The organism is Spirillospora sp. NPDC048911 (assembly GCF_043198015.1).
Taxonomy (GTDB): domain Bacteria; phylum Actinomycetota; class Actinomycetes; order Streptosporangiales; family Streptosporangiaceae; genus Spirillospora.
Genome location: NZ_JBICUD010000009.1, coordinates 371,941 through 390,755 on the forward strand (window position 1 = coordinate 371,941; position 18,815 = coordinate 390,755).

Annotated in this window: 1 protein-coding gene (running past one end of the window); it reads left to right on the forward strand. The window is 71.6% G+C overall.

Going from position 1 to position 18,815, the window contains the following annotated elements; genetic code table 11:
* Positions 1 to 18,815: the 5' portion of a type I polyketide synthase gene (locus ACGFNU_RS36470; protein WP_392601130.1), read on the forward strand. 16,141 nt of this gene lie beyond the right edge of the window; only the first 18,815 of its 34,956 coding nucleotides appear in the window; it begins with the start codon at positions 1 to 3; the stop codon falls past the right edge of the window.

Genomic DNA, 18,815 nt, shown 5'->3' on the forward strand with positions numbered 1-18,815 from the left:
ATGTCTGTTGACGACACCCGCGGCGACGCGGGTCTCGCCGCCGGCCGTCCGGGCTTCCGTGCCGCCACGCTCCCACTGATCATCTCCGGGGAGAGCCGGGATGACGTATCGGCGCGGGCACGGCGACTGCTCGCCCACCACGAGGAGAACCGGCCCGCGCTGCGCGACCTCGCCCTGTCCCTCGCGGCCGCGCACGCGGCCTGCGAGCCCTCCGCCGTCCGGCACCGGACCGTCCTGTGGGCGGACGAGGGCCAGGACCCGGCCGGTGAGCTGGCCGCGCTCGCCCGCGGCGACCGGAGCGCCACCCGGATCAGCGGCAGCGCCGCCGCACGGGACCGGGTCGTCTTCGTCTTCCCCGGCCAGGGCTCCCAGTGGATCGGCATGGCGGCCGGGCTCCTCGACGACTCCGACGTCTTCCGCGAGGCCATAGACGCGAGTGCCCGGGCCCTCGCCCCCTATGTCGACTGGTCGCTGGAGGACGTCCTGCGGGGAGCGCCCGGCGCCGCGTCCCTGGACCATGACTCCGTCGTCCAGCCCGCGCTGTTCGCGGTGATGGTGGCCCTCGCCGAGCTGTGGAAGTCCTTCGGGGTGCGGCCCGCGGCCGTGCTCGGGCAGAGCAACGGCGAGATCGCCGCCGCCGTCGTCGCCGGTGGCCTGTCCCTGGAGGACGGGGCGCGGGTGGTGTCGCTGTGGAGCAGGGCCCAGGCCCGGCTCGCGGGCCAGGGCGGGATGATCTCGGTGTCGGCGCCGCTCGCGTCCCTGGAACGCAGGATCGCCGAGGCGGGCGACCGGCTCGCCGTCGGCCTGGTCAACGGACCGCGGTCGGTGGTCTTGTCCGGCGACCGCGACGTCATCGACCGGCTGCTCGACGAGCTCCCCGCCGAGGGAGCGCCGGCCAAGCGGATCCCCGTGGACGTCGCGGGGCACTCCCCGCACATCGAGGCGCTGCGCGAGGAGGTGCTCACCGGGCTCGCGCCGATCCGGCCACGGCCGGCGACCGTGCCGTTCCACTCGACGGTGACGGGCGACTTCCTCGACACCACCGCGCTGGACGCCGCCTACTGGTACTCCAACCTGCGCAACACGGTGCGGTTCGAGCGCTCCGTCCGCGCCCTCGAGCCAGGCCACCAGGCCTTCATCGAGATCAGCTCGCACCCGGTCATCACCATGGCGCTCCAGCAGACCCTGGACGACCTGGCCTCCGACGCGGTCGTGGTGGAGTCGCTGCGCCGCAACGAAACCGGAACGCGCCGGTTCCTCGCCTCGCTCGCCCGGTTGCACGCCGCCGGCGCCACCGTGGACTGGCGGCCGGCGTTCGGCACGGACGCCTCACGCACCGAACTGCCCGCGCACCCGTCGCGTGCGGGGGACCGGGCTCCGGCCGACCCGGCACCGGCCACGGCCGGCGAGCGCACGCCGGAGGAGGTCCTGGACGGCCTCCTGGAGCTGGTCCGAGCCGAGACCGCCCTGGTCATGGAGCTCGACGCCGACGCCGGGCTCGACGGCACGGAGGCGTTCCGCGACCTCGGCCTCGACTCCGCGCGCGCCGTGGAGCTGCGCAACCGCCTGGTCGAGGCCACCGGCCTGCGGCTCCCGGTGACGCTGCTCTTCGACCACCCCACCCCGGAGCAGCTCGCCCAGCACATCGCGGCGCTGCGGACCGGCACCGCCGCCGGGCCGGCGACGCCCGCGAGGCGCCGTGCCGGCGACGCCGACGAACCCATCGCCATCGTCTCCATGGCCTGCCGTTTCCCCGGCGGCGTGGCCTCGGGGGAGGACCTGTGGCGGCTGGTCCTGGACGAGAAGCACGTGATCTCCGGCTTCCCCGTCAACCGGAACTGGGCCCTCGACACCCTCTTCGACGACGACCCCGGCACCCCGGGCCGCTCGTACACCCGCCAGGGCGCATTCCTGCACGACGCGGACCTGTTCGACGCCGAGTTCTTCGGCATCAGCCCGCGCGAGGCCCTGGGCATGGACCCGCAGCAGCGCCTCGTCCTGGAGACCGCGTGGGAGGCCCTGGAGCGGGCCGGGATCGACCCGGCCGCGCTGCGCGGCAGCGACACCGGCGTCTACCTCGGCGCGCTCGCCCAGGACTACGGGCCACGGCTGCACGAGGCGGACGACAGGGCCGGCGGATTCCTGCTGACCGGCACCTTCACCAGCGTGCTCTCCGGCCGCGTCGCCTACACCTTCGGCCTGCGCGGCCCCGCCGTCACCGTGGACACCGCGTGCTCCTCGTCCCTGGTGTCCCTGCACCTGGCCGCGCAGGCCCTGCGTGCCGGCGACTGCGCGCTGGCCATGGCGGGCGGCGTCACGGTGATGTCGAGCCCCGGCATGTTCGTGGAGTTCAGCCGCCAGCGCGGGCTGTCGCCCGACGGCCGCTGCAAGGCGTTCGCCGACGGCGCGGACGGCACGGGCTGGGGCGAGGGCGTGGGAATCCTGCTCCTGGAGCGGCTCTCCGACGCCCGCCGCAACGGCCACGAGATCCTGGCCGTCGTCCGCGGCTCGGCCATCAACCAGGACGGCGCCAGCAACGGGCTCGCCGCGCCGAGCGGCCCGGCCCAGGAACGGGTGATCCAGGAGGCGCTCGCCGCGGCCGGGCTCGCCGCCGCGGACGTCGACGCGGTCGAGGCGCACGGCACGGGCACGCGGCTCGGCGACCCGATCGAGGCCGGTGCGCTGCTCGCGAGCTACGGGCAGGGCCGCGCGGCCGACCGGCCCCTGTACCTGGGCTCGCTCAAGTCCAACATCGGCCACACCCAGGCCGCGGCCGGCGTCGGCGGAGTGATCAAGACGGTCTTCGCGATGCGGCACGGCATCCTGCCGCGCAGCCTGCACCTGCACAAGCCCACGCCGCACGTCGACTGGAGCAGCGGCGCCGTGCACCCGCTCACCGAGGCGCTGCCCTGGCCCGACACCGGCCGGCCGCGCCGGGCCGGCGTGTCCTCGTTCGGCATCAGCGGCACCAACGCCCACGTCATCCTGGAACAGACGCCGCACGAGCCCGCCGTGCCCGAGGGGCCGGCGGCCCCCGCCGAGGACGGCGCGCCGCGGCCATGGGTGATCTCCGGCCGCACCGAGGAGGCTCTGCGCGCTCAGGCCGCACGCCTGCGCGCCTTCGTGGCCGCCGACCCCGGCCTCTCCCTCGCCGACGTCGGCCTGACACTGGCGGGCGCGCGGGCACGATTCGCCCACAGCGCCGCCGTCATCGCCCACGACCGCCCCGGCTTCCTCGATGGCCTCGCCGCGCTCGCCGACGGAACACCCGCCACCAACGTGATAGGCGGCCCGACGGCGACGTCGGCCAAGACCCGTACCGCGTTCCTGTTCACCGGGCAGGGCAGCCAGCGCCCGGGTATGGGCCGACAGCTGTACGAGACCGAGCCGGTGTTCGCGGCGGCGTTCGACGCCGTGTGCGCCCACCTTGACCAGCACCTGCCGATTCCCCTCAAGACCATCGTCTTCGCACCCGACGCGGAGGACGGGGGCGACGGGGTCGAGGACGCCCGGGTGCACCAGACGGTCTTCACCCAGCCCGCCCTGTTCGCCCTCGAAGTCGCGCTGTACCGGGTGCTCGAGCACTACGGCGTGACCCCCGACCACCTGCTCGGCCACTCGGTCGGCGAGATCGCCGCCGCCCATGTCGCAGGCGTCCTCGACCTGGCCGACGCCTGCACCCTGGTCGCCCACCGGGCCCGCCTGATGCAGTCCGCCCCGGTGGGCGGCGCCATGATCGCGATCGGGGCCACCGAGGACGAGATCCGCCAGTCTCTGGCCCCCTACACCGGACGCCTGGACCTGGCCGCCGTCAACGGCCCGACCTCCGTGGTCATCACCGGCGACCCCGACGCCGCCCGCGAACTGGCGCAGACGTGGAAAGACCGGGGCCGCAGAACCCGCGGCCTGAAAGTCAGCCACGCCTTCCATTCCCCTCACATGGACGCCATCCTCGACCAATTCCGCGACGTGGCGGCCACACTGACCTACGCGGAGCCACGGATCCCCGTGATCTCCAACCTCACCGGGCGCGTCGCCACCACGGGAGAACTGACCGACCCCGACTACTGGGCACGCCACCTACGCGGCACGGTCCGGTTCGCCGACGGCGTGAGCACCCTGGCGGCCCAGAACGTCACCACGTACGTGGAACTCGGCCCCGCCCCCGTCCTCACGGCCATGGCCAGCGACTGCCTGGGCGAAGACGGCCCGCAACCGTTCGCCGTACTGCGGCCCGACCGGCCCGAGCCGCACACGTTCACCACCGCCCTGGCCAACCTCGCCCTGCACGGCCACACCCTGGACACCGGACGGCTGTTCCCCGGCGCCCGCCAGACCGCACTGCCCACCTACGCCTTCCAACGCCGCCGCTACTGGCTCAACGCCCCCGCGGCACGCGGCAACGCCACCGGCCTCGGCCTCAGCCCCGCGGACCATCCGCTTCTCGGCGCCGCCGTAGACCTCGCCGGAAACAACACCGCCGTCCTCACCGGACAGATCTCCCTGGCAGACCACCCGTGGCTCGCCGACCACGCAGTGACCGGCACCGTGCTCCTGCCCGGCGCCGCATTCATCGACCTGGCCCTGCATGCGGGCGAACGACTCGGCTGCCACCACATCGACGAACTCACCCTGGAGGCCCCGCTACCACTCCCCGAGCAGGGCAACGTCCAAGTACAGATCACCGTCGAGACGCCCGCCCCCGACGGCCACCGATCCGTGACCATTCACGCACGACACGGCGACGACGAGGACTGGACCCGTCATGCCACCGGTGTGCTCACCGCCGAGGCGCCGGACACACCGGATCCGGCGGAATGGGCGGATCTGGCGGCGTGGCCGCCGGTCGACGCCGCCCCTCTGCCCGCCGAGAGCATCTATGACCGGCTCGCTGATCGCGGCTACCGGCACGGCCCCGCCTTCCAGGGCGTGACCGCAGCGTGGCGCAACGGCGACACTCTCTACGCCGAGGTCACTCTCCCCACCGACGGCACCGACACCGCTGAGTACGGCATCCACCCTGCCCTCCTGGACGCCGCGCTCCATCCGGCCGCCGCCACCGGCCCCGGGCAGGACCTGGATCAGGTGCTTCTTCCGTTCACGTGGTCGAACGTCCGGCTTCATGCGGTGGGCGCTCGGGTGTTGCGTGTCCAGATCACCCTTGTTGACGCGGGGACGCTACGCGTCAGGCTGGCCGATCCGGCCGGGCAGCCGGTCGCCGAGGTGGGATCGCTGGTCCTGCGGCCGATCGGCGCCGAGCAACTGGCGAAGGCCGTCACGACAGGGGGAGACGACCACCTGTTCCGTCTGGCCTGGACGCCCGTGCCGGACGCGTCTCTGCCCGATGACACCACTGCCGTTCCGGAGGTGGTGATCGATACCGGCTGGCTAAGGCGTTCCGGCTCGGCTGACGATGTTCCCGGCTCGGTGCGCGGAGCTGTCGAGCACGTGTTGGGGCTGGTGCAGTCGTGGCCGGCTGAAGAGCGGCCGGCCGACAGCCGGTTGGTAGTGGTCACTCGGAGAGCCGTCGCGGTCGACGCCGATACCGAGTCGCCGAGCCTTGCGGATGCCGCTGTTTGGGGTTTGCTCCGTTCGGCTCAAAGCGAGAACCCGGGCCGTTTCGTCGTGATCGATGTGGAGGACGAGGACGCCGTCTCGGCTGATTCGTTCCGTGCGGCGCTGGCAAGCGGCGAGCCGCAGGTGGCTCTGCGCGACGGTCACCAGCAGCTGTACGTCCCCCGGCTCGTGCGCGAGGCCCTGCCGGACAACGACGCCACTGCGCCGGAGCCCGCTGTGGGCGGCACGGTCCTGATCACCGGTGGCACGGGCACGCTGGGCGCGTTGTTCGCGCGCCATTACGCGACGGCTCGGCAGGCCGGTCATCTGCTGCTGACCAGCCGACGCGGCATGGACGCTCCGGGCGCGCCCGAGCTGGCCGCTGAGCTGGCCGAACTGGGCGCGAAGGTCACCATCGCCGCCTGCGACACCGCCGACCGCGACGCCCTCGCCGGACTTCTGGCGACGATCCCGGACGAGCACCCGCTGACCGCTGTGGTGCACGCCGCCGGTGTGCTGGACGACGGCGTCATCACCTCCTTGACGGCCGAGCGTGTCGACACCGTGTTCCGACCCAAGGTCGACGCAGCGTGGCACCTGCACGAGCTCACCCGCGGGGCGGAGCTCACCGAGTTCGTTCTCTTCTCGTCCATGGCCGGTGTGCTGGGCAATCCAGGCCAGGGCAACTACGCGGCGGCCAACGTCTTCCTCGACGCGCTGGCTCAGCGTCGTCGCGCCGACGGTCTGCCCGCCACTTCCCTGGCGTGGGGATTGTGGTCGGACAGCAGCGGCATGGCCGGTCATCTGGATGAGGTGCAGCTGACTCGCCTGGCTCGCTGGGGGCTCAAGCCCATCACGGCGCAGGAGGGACTCGCCCTCTTCGAGGCGGCCATCGCCCTGGACGAGGCGGCGCTGGTTCCCGCGCGGTTGGATGTCGCGCGGTTGGAGCGGGGCGACAACGGGGCGTTGCCCGCGGTGCTGGGCGCTTTGGTGCGTCCGCGTGCCGTGCGGCGTATCGCTGCGGCGGGTTCGGCGGGCGGTGCGGCCGGAGGGCAGCGGTTCGCCGGGATGTCGGCGGCCGATGCCGAACGCGAGCTTGCGGAGGTGGTGCGCGCTCACGCCGCGACCGTGTTGGGGCATGGGAGTCCGGAGGCGGTTCGGCCGGACAGCAAGTTCAAGGACCTCGGCTTCGACTCGCTGTCGGCGGTGGAGCTGCGCAACCGCTTGACCGCGGCGGTCGGTCTGCACCTGTCGGCCACGGCGGTGTTCGACTATCCGACGCCGGCCGCGATGGCGCGGCACCTGCGCGGCGAACTGCTGGGCGAGGCGGCGCCCGCTGCCGGAACCGCGGTCATGGCTACCGCGGTGGATGAGCCGGTGGCTGTGGTGGGCATCGGCTGCCGGTATCCGGGTGGTGTGCTTTCCGCGGAGGATCTGTGGTCCTTGGTGGAGAGCGGGACGGATGCCGTCGCGGAGTTTCCGACTACTCGTGGCTGGGATGTCGAGGGGTTGTACGACCCTGAGCCGGGGAAGCCGGGTAAGTCGTATTCGCGTCATGGTGGGTTTCTTTATGACGCCGACGCCTTCGATCCTGCCTTCTTCGGGATCAGCCCCCGCGAAGCCCTGGCGACGGATCCCCAGCAGCGCCTCCTGCTGGAGGTGGCCTGGGAGACGATCGAACGTGCCGGGATCGATCCCGCCACCCTCCACGCCACCCCTACCGGCGTCTTCACCGGTGTCATGTACGGCGACTACGCCAGCCGCCTCAGCTCGTTCCCGGAGGACCTCGAGGGGTACTTGATCAACGGCAGCGCGGGCAGCGTCGCTTCTGGCCGTGTCGCCTATACCTTCGGGTTGGAGGGGCCGGCGGTGACGGTCGACACCGCCTGCTCGTCTTCCCTGGTGGCGTTGCATCTGGCCGCGCAGGCGCTACGGCAGGGGGAGTGCTCCCTGGCCCTGGCCGGCGGCGTCACCGTCCTGGCGACGCCTGATGTCTTCACCGAGTTCAGCAAGCAGCGTGGGCTTGCGGCGGACGGCAGATGCAAGTCCTTCGCCGAGGCGGCGGACGGCGTCGGCTGGAGTGAAGGTGTCGGCCTGCTGTTGCTGGAACGGCTGTCGGACGCGCGGAAGAACGGCCACCAGGTGCTGGCGGTCGTGCGCGGCTCGGCGGTCAACCAGGACGGCGCGTCCAACGGTTTGACGGCGCCCAATGGGCCTTCGCAGGAGCGCGTCATCCGGCAGGCCCTGGCCAACGCTCGCCTGACGCCGGATGAGATCGATGCCGTGGAGGGCCATGGCACCGGCACCACCTTGGGCGACCCGATCGAGGCCCAGGCGTTGATCGCGACCTATGGCCAGGGGCGGCCGGAAGATCGGCCGTTGTGGCTGGGTTCGCTGAAGTCGAACATCGGGCACACCCAGGCCGCGGCGGGTGTGGGCGGCGTGATCAAGATGATCATGGCCATGAGGTACGGGGTGCTGCCCAGGACGCTGCACGTCGACGCACCCTCGCCGCACATCAACTGGGAGTCCGGCGCGGTTGAGCTTCTGACGGAGGAGCGGGCGTGGCCGGACACGGGACGTCCGCGCCGTGCGGGTGTGTCCTCGTTCGGCGTCAGCGGCACCAACGCGCACCTGATCGTCGAGCAGGCCCCGGAGAGCGAGAACGCCGCCGGGGAGCCGGTGGTGGTGACGGATGGAACGTTGCCGTGGCTGGTGTCGGCCAAGTCCCAGGTCGCGCTCGGTGAGCAGGCGCGGCGGTTGCTGGATCACCTTGACCGTTACCCCGATGCGTCGCCTGCCGAGATCGGTCACGCGCTGGTGGCGGGCCGTTCGGTGTTCGATCACCGGGCGGTGGTGATCGGCCGGGAACCCGCCGACTTTCGAAGTGGCTTGGCGGCGTTGGCCGCCGGTGAGCCCTCTGCCCACGTGGTCACCGGAACGGCGGCCGCCCAACCTGGCAGGACGGTGTTCGTCTTCCCCGGTCAGGGGTCGCAGTGGGTCGGCATGGGTGTGGAGTTGATGCGCACTTCGCCGGTGTTCGCCGAGCAGCTGACGGCTTGCGCGGAGGCGTTGGAGCCGTTCACCGGCTGGAACCTCATCGACGTCCTGACACAGGCGCCCGAGGCTCCCGGCCTGGATCGGGTGGATGTGGTCCAGCCAGCCCTCTGGGCGATGATGATCTCTCTGGCCCGCATGTGGGATCACCTCGGGATCACCCCCGACGCGGTGGTCGGCCACTCCCAGGGCGAGATCGCTGCCGCGCATATCGCTGGTGTGCTGTCGTTGGAGGACTCGGCGCGCCTTGTCGCACTGCGCAGTCGGGCACTGGTGGAGATCTGCGGGCCGGGCAGGATGCTGACCGTACTGGCCCCCGCCGACCAGGTACGGGCGATGCTGGCCGACGGCGACAGCGGCCTGTCGGTGGCTGCGGTGAACGGCCCGGCCACGGTGACGGTGTCGGGCTCGGTGGACGCGATGGCCGAGTTCAACGCCACGCTCTCCAAGGCCGGGATGATGCGCTGGGAAGTCCCGGGAGTGGACTTCGCCGCCCACTCCCCGCACGTTCACACCCTGCACGACCAGCTGCTGGAGCAGCTGGCACCGATCGACCCGCGACCGGCGACCGTGGCGTTCTATTCCACCGTCACCGGTCACCTCGGTGGCCCGGTGGCTGACACGACGGTGATGGACGCGGCGTACTGGTACGACAACCTGGCGACCACAGTTGATTTCCAGGCCGCCACCCGCGCCCTGCTGGATGACGGGCACACGCTGTTCATTGAAGCCAGCCCTCACCCAGTGTTGACCAGTGCCTTGCAGGAGACCTCCGAGAATCATGCGGGCACCGGCGAGGTCGCCATCACCGGCACCCTGCGCCGTGACGACGACACCTGGCAACGTGTACTGACCTCCCTGGCCACCACCCACACCCATACCACCGCCAACTGGTCGGGCTTCTACCCCACCACCCGCCCCACCCACCTCGACCTGCCCACCTACCCCTTCCAGCACCAGCACTACTGGCTGCTCGACGGCACCACCGCCACTGATCCTCACTCCATTGGCCTGCACGCCGCCGACCACGGCCTGCTGGGTGCCGCCGTCGCCCTCGCGGACGGCGACGGCCACCTGTTCACCGGCCGGTTGTCACTGCAGACGCACGGCTGGCTGGTCGATCACGCGGTCTTCGACACCCCCCTGCTGCCCGGCACGGCCTTCATCGAGCTGGCCTTGCACGCCGGCCAGGCCACCGACAGTCCCCACCTGGAAGACCTCACCCTCGAAGCACCTCTCACGCTCCCGGCCTCCGGTGGTGTCCATCTGCAGGTGCAGGTGGAGGCAGCCGAAGGCGACGGCCGCCGGACCCTGGCCATCCACTCCCGGCCAGACGACGCCACACCCGGGCAGCCCTGGACCCGCCATGCCACCGGAGTCCTCACCTCCCAGGCGTCCGCCATGCCGGACACGGCCGAGTGGGCGGACCTGATGGCTTGGCCGCCAGCCGGTGCCACCCCTCTGCCCACCGACGGCCTCTATGACCAGCTTGCTGATCGCGGCTACCAGTACGGCCCCGCCTTCCAGGGCCTGACCGCGGCCTGGCGCCACGGCGACACTCTCTACGCCGAGGTCACCCTGCCCACCGACACCACCGACGTCGATCACTACGGCATCCACCCGGCTCTTCTGGACGCCGCGCTCCACACGATCGCCGCCACCGGTCCCCGGCAACACTCGGACCAGGTGCTCCTTCCGTTCGCGTGGTCGAGTGTCCGGCTTCACGCTGTGGGTGCCCGGGTGCTGCGGGTCCAGATCACTCCCTCAGAGACGGGGACGCTGCGCGTCAGGCTCGCTGATCCCGTTGGGAAGCCGGTCGCCGAGGTGGCATCGCTGGCCATGCGGCCGATCGCCACCGACCAGTTGGCGCAGACCGTTGCGGCGAGGGGAGAGGATCACCTGTTCCGTCTGGCCTGGACCCCCATGCCCGTTGTGGAGGGGCCGATCGCGTCGTCGCCTGATGATGGGGTGGTCGCCACCGGCGTGCTGGAGCATTCCGGAGATGTTCCCGGCTCGGTGCGCGGGGCTGTTGAGCATGTGTTGGGTTTGGTGCAGTCGCGGCTGGCCGAGGAGCGATCGGCCGATGGCCGCCTGGTCGTGGTCACCCGGCGAGCCGTCGTGGTCGATGCCGATACCGAGTCGCCGAATCTCGCGGACGCGGCTGTGTGGGGTCTGCTCCGCACGGCCCAAAGCGAGAACCCGGGCCGCTTCGTCGTGATCGATGTGGAGGACGAGGGCGCCCTCTCGGCTGATGTGCTGGGTGCGGCGTTGGCAAGTGGCGAGCCGCAGGTGGCTGTCCGGAACGGCGATCAACAGCTGTACGTCCCCCGGCTCGTGCGGGAGATCCCGTCCGACGAGGCTGTTGTGCCGGAGCCCGCTGTGGGCGGCACGGTTCTGATCACCGGTGGCACGGGCACGCTGGGCGCGTTGTTCGCGCGCCGGTACGCGATGGCCGGCCAGGCCGGTCATCTGCTGCTGGTCAGCCGCCGCGGGCTGGACGCTGCGGGCGCGCCCGAACTGGCCGACGAGTTGGCTGAGCTGGGTGTGAAGGTCACCATCGCTGCTTGTGACACCGCTGATCGGGATGCTCTCGCAGAGCTTTTGGCGGCCATCCCTGACGAGCATCCGCTGACCGCCGTGGTGCACGCTGCGGGCGTACTGGACGACGGCGTGATCACGTCCTTGACGGCCGAGCGCATGGACAGTGTGTTCCGTCCCAAGGTCGACGCTGCCTGGCATCTGCATGAGCTCACCCGCGAGATGGACCTCGCCGAGTTCGTCCTGTTCTCCTCGATGGCAGGTCTTCTGGGCAATCCGGGGCAGGGCAACTACGCGGCGGCCAACGTCTTCCTCGACGCACTGGCCCAGCGCCGTCGCGCCGAGGGCCTGCCCGCCACCTCCCTGGCGTGGGGACTGTGGTCAGACAGCAGCGGCATGACCGGTCATCTGGCCGAGGTCGATGTGACCCGCATGGCTCGTTTCGGGATCAAGCCCATCACGGCGGACGAGGGGCTGGCGTTGTTCGAGGCCGCCCGGGTGACGGGCACCGCCTGTCTGGCCCCCGCCAAGATCGACCCCGTTCTGCTCCGTTCCCAACTGGAGGCCGGCGCTGTTTCCGCCGTCCTTCAGGGCCTCGTGCGCGTTCCCGTCCGCAAGGCCACCACGGCGGCCGATGCCGTCACCCTGGCCGATCGCCTGGCCCGCCTCTCGCCTGCGGAGGCAGAAGACACTCTTGCCGGCCTCGTCCGCAGCAACGTCGCGGCCGTCCTGGGCCACGCCACGCCCGATGCCATCAACCTCGATCAGGCGTTCAAGGACCTCGGGTTCGACTCGCTGACCGCCGTTGAGCTTCGCAACCGCCTCAACGCCGCCACCGGCCTGCGTCTCCCCGCGACACTGATCTTCGATCACCCCACCCCGCACCGCCTGGTCGCCCATCTCCGCGCCGCCCTCGTCTCGACCGCCCACGCACCCGCCGTCGCCCCGGCCGCGACGGTCACGCCCCTCGCCGCCGACGAGCCCATCGCCATCGTCGGCATCGGCTGCCGGTACCCGGGCGGCGCGCACTCGGCGGAGGACTTGTGGAACCTGGTGGCGGGCGGGACGGATGCCGTCGCGGAGTTCCCGAGTACTCGTGGCTGGGACGTCGAGGCGCTGTATGACCCTGAGCCCGGAAAGCCGGGCAAGTCGTATTCGCGTCATGGTGCGTTCCTTGATGACGCCGACGCCTTCGATCCTGCGTTCTTCGGGATCAGTCCCCGTGAGGCCCTGGCGATGGACCCTCAGCAGCGGCTGCTGCTGGAGGTCGCCTGGGAGACCATCGAACGCGCCGGGATCGACCCCACCGCTCTGCACGCCACCCCCACCGGCGTCTTCGCGGGCGTCATGTACGGCGACTACGCCAGCCGTCTCAACTCCGTCCCGGAAGACCTTGAGGGATACCTAGGCAACGGGAGCGCGGGCAGCGTCGCGTCGGGTCGTGTCGCCTACACCTTCGGGTTGGAGGGGCCGGCGGTGACGGTCGACACCGCCTGCTCGTCCTCTCTGGTGGCCCTGCACCTGGCCGCCCAGGCGCTGCGCAACGGCGAGTGCTCCTTGGCTCTGGCCGGTGGCGTCAACGTCATGGCGACGCCTGGTGTCTTCACTGAGTTCAGCAAGCAGCGTGGACTGGCCGCCGATGGGCGGTGCAAGTCCTTCGCGGCCGCCGCCGACGGCGCGAGCTGGGGCGAGGGTGTCGGCCTGCTGCTGCTGGAACGGTTGTCGGACGCGCGGAAGAACGGCCACCCGGTGCTGGCGGTTGTGCGTGGCTCGGCGGTCAACCAGGACGGTGCGTCCAACGGCCTGACCGCTCCCAACGGGCCTTCGCAGGAGCGGGTGATCCGGCAGGCCCTGGCCAACGCCCGTCTGACGCCGGACGAGGTCGACGTGGTGGAGGGGCATGGCACGGGTACCACGCTGGGTGACCCGATCGAGGCCCAAGCGCTGCTGGCGACCTATGGTCAGGACCGTCCCGAAGACCGGCCGTTGTGGCTGGGGTCGTTGAAGTCCAACATCGGGCACACGATGGCGGCGGCCGGTGTGGCCGGTGTGATCAAGATGGTGATGGCCCTGCGGCACGGGGTGTTGCCGCGCACGCTGCACGTGGACGAGCCGACCCCGCACGTCGACTGGACCGCAGGTGCCGTCGAGCTGCTGACCGAGAACCGCGCTTGGCCTGAGATCGACCGTCCGCGCCGCGCCGGGATCTCCTCCTTCGGCATCAGTGGCACCAACGCGCACTTGATCGTCGAGCAGGCCCCGGAGAGCGAGAACACCGCCGAAGAACCGGTGGTGGTGACGGGCGGTACGTTGCCGTGGCTGGTGTCGGCGAAGTCGGAGACGGCGCTCGCCGAGCAGGCGCGGCGGCTGCTGGATCATCTCGACAACCACCCGGACGCGACGCCTGCCGAGATCGGTCACGCGCTGACGGCGAGCCGCTCAGCCTTCGATCACCGGGCAGTGGTGATCGGCCGGGAGCCCGCCGACTTCCGAAGTGGCTTGGCGGCGTTGGCCGGCGGTGAGCCCTCTGCCCATGTGGTCACTGGAACGGTGCCCGCTCAGCCCGGGAAGACCGTCTTGGTCTTTCCGGGGCAGGGGTCGCAGTGGGTCGGCATGGGTGTGGAGCTGATGCGCACTTCGCCGGTGTTCGCCGAGCAGCTGACGGCTTGCGCGGCGGCGTTGGAGCCGTTCACCGGCTGGAACCTCATCGACGTTCTCACCCAAGCACCCGGGGCTCCCGGCCTGGAGCGGGTGGATGTGGTGCAGCCCGCCCTGTGGGCGATGATGATCTCTCTGGCCCGCATGTGGGAGCACCTCGGGATCACCCCGGACGCGGTGGTCGGCCACTCTCAAGGTGAGATCGCGGCCGCCCACATCGCCGGGATTCTCTCGCTGGAGGACTCAGCCCGGATCGTGGCGTTGCGTTCTCAGACCATCGGCCACATCGCCGGTCAGGGCGGCATGGCCTCCCTGCCCCTTGCCGTGGCGGACGCCGAGCGCCTCATCGCCCGGTGGGACGGGCGGCTCGCCGTCGCCACCATCAACGGACCGTCGGCCACGGTGGTCGCGGGTGACACCGACGCCGTCGAGGAGCTGCTGGCTCAGTGCGGGGGGGAGGGCATCCGGGCCCGGAAGATCCCGGTGGATTACGCCTCCCACTCCTCGCACGTCCAGGCTCTGCACGACCGCCTCCTGGAGTTGCTGGCTCCGATCGAGCCGCAGCCGGCCACGGTCGCGTTCTACTCCACCGTCACCGGCCACCTCGGCGAGCCGATGGCCGACACCACGGTGATGAACGCCCAGTACTGGTACGACAACCTGGCCACGACCGTCGACTTCCAAGCCGCCACCCGCTCCCTGCTCGACGACGGCCACACGCTGTTCATCGAGGCCAGTCCCCACCCCGTCCTCATCCACCCCCTTCAGGAGACCGCCGAAGACCACGGAGACACCGGCGACGTCGCCATCACCGGCACCCTGCGCCGCGACGACGACTCCTGGCAACGCGTACTGACCTCCCTGGCCACCACCCACACCAACACCCGAGCCACCGCCAACTGGTCAGGCTTCTATCCCGCGACCCGCCCCACCCACCTCGACCTGCCCACCTACCCCTTCCAGCACGAGCACTACTGGCTACTGGACGCCGACCGACCCGGCACCGATCCCCATGCCATCGGCCAGCACCCCGCCGATCATGGCCTGCTGGGTGCCGCCGTCGCCCTCGCGGACGGTGAGGGCCACCTGTTCACCGGGCGCCTGTCGCTGAGCAGCCACCCCTGGCTGGCCGACCACGCGGTCTCCGGCACCGTTCTGCTGCCCGGCACCGCGTTCGTCGAACTCGCCCTCCACACAGGCCAGGCCACCGGCACGCCCCACCTGGAGGACCTCACCCTCCAAACACCCCTCACACTCCCGGCCACCCGCGGCATCCACCTGCAGGTGCACGTCAAGGCAGCCGACCACGACGGCCGCCGGGCCCTGACCGTCCACTCCCGGCCCGACGACGCCACCCCCGACCAGACCTGGACCTGCCACGCCACCGGCACTCTCGCCCCTCAGGCGTCCACCACACCGGACACGGCCGAGTGGGCAGAGCCGACGGCCTGGCCGCCGGCCGACGCCACCCCCCTCCCCACCGGCGCCCTCTACGACCAGCTTGCCGATCGCGGCTACCAGTACGGGCCCGCCTTCCAGGGCCTGACCGCTGCCTGGCGCAACGGCGACACCATCTACGCCGAGGTCGCCCTGCCCACCGACGACGCCGGCGACATCCCTGCCGACGTTGACCGTCATGGCGTCCATCCCGCTCTTCTGGACGCGGCGCTCCACCCGATCGTGGTCACCGGTCCCGGGCAGGACCCGGATCAGGTGCTTCTTCCGTTTGCGTGGTCGAACGTGCGGCTTCACGCCGTAGGCGCCCGGATGCTGCGCGTCCAGATCACCCCCTCGGACGCCGGGTCAGTGCGAGTCAGGCTCGCCGATCCCGCTGGGCAGCCGGTCGCCGAGGTGGGGTCGCTGGCCATGCGGCCGATCACCGCCGAACAGCTGGCGAAGGCCGTGACGACAGGCGGCGAGGACCACCTGTTCCGCATGGAGTGGGTGGGCCGGGCGGTGGAGGACACCGCTGGTGCTCCGTCCGGTCCTTGGGCGCTCGTGGGCGACGACGCACTCGGGCTGGGCGTCGTTCTGGACGCCGTGCAGATGCAGCGGTATGCGGACTTGTCCGCGTTCGGCGACGAGCTCGAAGACACCGCGTCCGCCTCTCGACCCGAACTCGTCCTGGCCTGCCGCCTCCCCGGTGAAGACGCCGTCTCCGCCGATCCCGCCTCCGCTCGCGCCGAGTTGCGCAAGGCGCTGGCCTTGGTGCAGTCGTGGCTGGCCGACGAGCGGTTCGCCGACACGCGGCTGGTGCTGGTCACTTGTGGCGCGGTGGCGACCGGGGACGACGAGCGGCCGGATCTCGCCCTGGCGCCGGTCTGGGGTCTGCTGCGCACCGCGCAGACGGAGAATCCGGATCGTCTCGTCCTTGTCGATGTTGACGGGGACGAACGTTCCCTGCGGGTGCTGCCGGACGCGCTTGCCCGTGGTGAGCCGCAGTTCGCGGTGCGCGGGGGAGAGGTCCTGGTGCCGCGGCTCGTGCGGGCCGAGGCCGGCGGCATGCTGATGCCCCCGCGGGAGAAGGCGGCGTGGCGGCTGGACGTGACCAGCCGCGGGACGCTGGACGCCCTGTCGCTGGTGGGAGCCCCCGAGGCGATGGAGCCGTTGCTGCCGCACCAGGTCAGGGTCGCCGTACGCGCGGCCGGGCTCAACTTCCGGGACGTGCTCATCGCGCTCGGCGTCTACCCGGGTGAGGCCTCCATGGGCATGGAGGGCGCCGGGGTGGTGACCGAGGTCGGCTCGGCCGTGACCGGCCTGGAGCCGGGCGACCGCGTGATGGGCATGGTGCCGGGGGCGTTCGGCCCGGTGGCGGTGACCGATCACCGGCTGGTGGTGCCGATCCCCGAGGGCTGGTCGTTCGAGGACGCGGCGTCGGTGCCGATGGTGTTCGCGACGGCGTACCACTGCCTGGTGAACCTGGCGGGGCTGCGATCGGGCGAGTCGGTGCTCGTGCACGCCGCCGCGGGTGGTGTGGGCATGGCCGCGGTGCAGCTGTCGCGGCATCTGGGCGCGGAGGTGTTCGGCACGGCGAGCACCGGCAAGTGGGCCGCGCTGAGGGACTCCGGGCTGGACGAGGAGCACATCGCCTCGTCGCGGACGCTGGAGTTCGAGGAGCGGTTCCTGTCGGCCACCGGCGGCCGGGGCGTGGACGTCGTACTGGACTGCCTGGCGCGGGAGTTCGTGGACGCCTCGCTCCGGCTGCTGCCCCGCGGCGGGCGTTTCGTCGAGATGGGCAAGACCGACCTCCGCGATCCCCGCGAGGTGGCCGAAGCCCACCCCGGTGTGGCGTATCAGGCGTTCGACATGGCCAGGCTCGCTCCGCAGGAGCCGGAGCGGTTCGGAGAGATGCTGACCGAGATCGTCGCCTTGTTCGAGCGCGGCGCCCTGCGGCACTCGCCGGTACGGACATGGGACGTGCGGCAGGCACCGGAGGCGTTCCGCGTGCTCAGCCAGGCCCAGCACGTCGGGAAGATCGTGCTCACCATGCCGCCGGTGCGGGACCCGGAGGGCACGGTGCTGATCACCGGCGGCACGGGCACGCTGGGCGGGCTGCTGGCAAGGCATCTGGTGACCGAGCGTGGGGTGCGGCGGCTCCTGCTGGCCAGCCGGCGCGGCGCGGGGGCCGAGGGCGCCGGGGAGCTGGTCGAGCAGCTGGCCGGGCTCGGAGCGACGGCCGAGGTCGTGGCGTGCGATGTCTCCGATCGCGAGGCGCTGTCCGGCTTGCTGGACGGGATCCCGGCCGAGCATCCGCTGACCGCGGTCGTTCACACGGCGGGTGTGCTGGACGACGGCCTGGTCTCCGCTCTGACGCCCGAGCGGCTGGACGCGGTGCTGCGCCCCAAGATGGACGCGGCGTGGCATCTGCACGAGCTCACGCGCGAGAAGGACCTCGCCGAGTTCGTTCTCTTCTCGTCGATGGCGGGTGTCCTGGGCAACGCGGGTCAGGGCAACTATGCGGCGGCCAACGTCTTCCTCGACGCGCTGGCCCAGCGCCGCCGCGCCGACGGCCTGCCCGCCACCTCCCTGGCGTGGGGCATGTGGTCCGACAGGAGCGGCATGACCGGCCACCTGGACGACGTGGATCTGACCCGCATGGCTCGCCTCGGGGTCGAGCCCATGACCGCGCAGGAGGGCATGGCGCTGTTCGAGGCGGCCGTCGCCTCGAACCAGGCGGCGCTGGTTCCGGCGCGGCTGGACGTCGCGCGGCTGGAGCAGGGCGACAACGGGGCGTTGCCCGCGATGCTCAGGGCCTTGGTGCGCCCGCGTGCCGTGCGGCGCATCGCCGCGGCCGGTTCGGCGGGCGGTGCGACGGCCGGGCAGCGGTTCGCCGGGATGCCGGCGGCCGACGCCGAACGTGAGCTTGCGGAGATGGTGCGCGCTCACGCCGCGACCGTGCTGGGGCACGCGAGCCCCGAGGCGGTCCGGCCCGACGGCAAGTTCAAGGAGCTCGGTTTCGACTCGCTGTCGGCGGTGGAGCTGCGCAACCGCTTGACCACGGCGCTCGGCCTTCGCCTGTCGGCCACAGCGGTCTTCGACTTCCCCACGCCGGCCGCGCTGGCCCGGCACCTGCGCGGTGAACTGCTCGGCGAGGCGGCGCCCACTGCCGCAGCCGTGGTCACGGCCGCCGCGCTGGACGAGCCCGTGGCGATCGTGGGCATCGGATGCCGGCTCCCCGGAGGCGTGGATTCGCCGGAGGAGCTGTGGGAGCTGGTCGCGTCCGGCACCGAGGCGATCTCGGGACTGCCGGTCGACCGTGGCTGGGACGTCGAGGGGTTGTACGACCCCGATCCCGGCCGGCCGGGCAAGACCTACGTCCGCGAGGGCGGCTTCCTGTACGACGCGGCCGGGTTCGACGCGGGCTTCTTCGGGATCAGCCCGCGTGAGGCGAAGGGGATGGATCCGCAGCAGCGACTGCTGCTGGAGGTCGCCTGGGAAGCGTTCGAACGGGCGGGCATCCGCCCGGAATCGGTGCACGGCAGCCAGACGGGCGTGTTCGTCGGCGC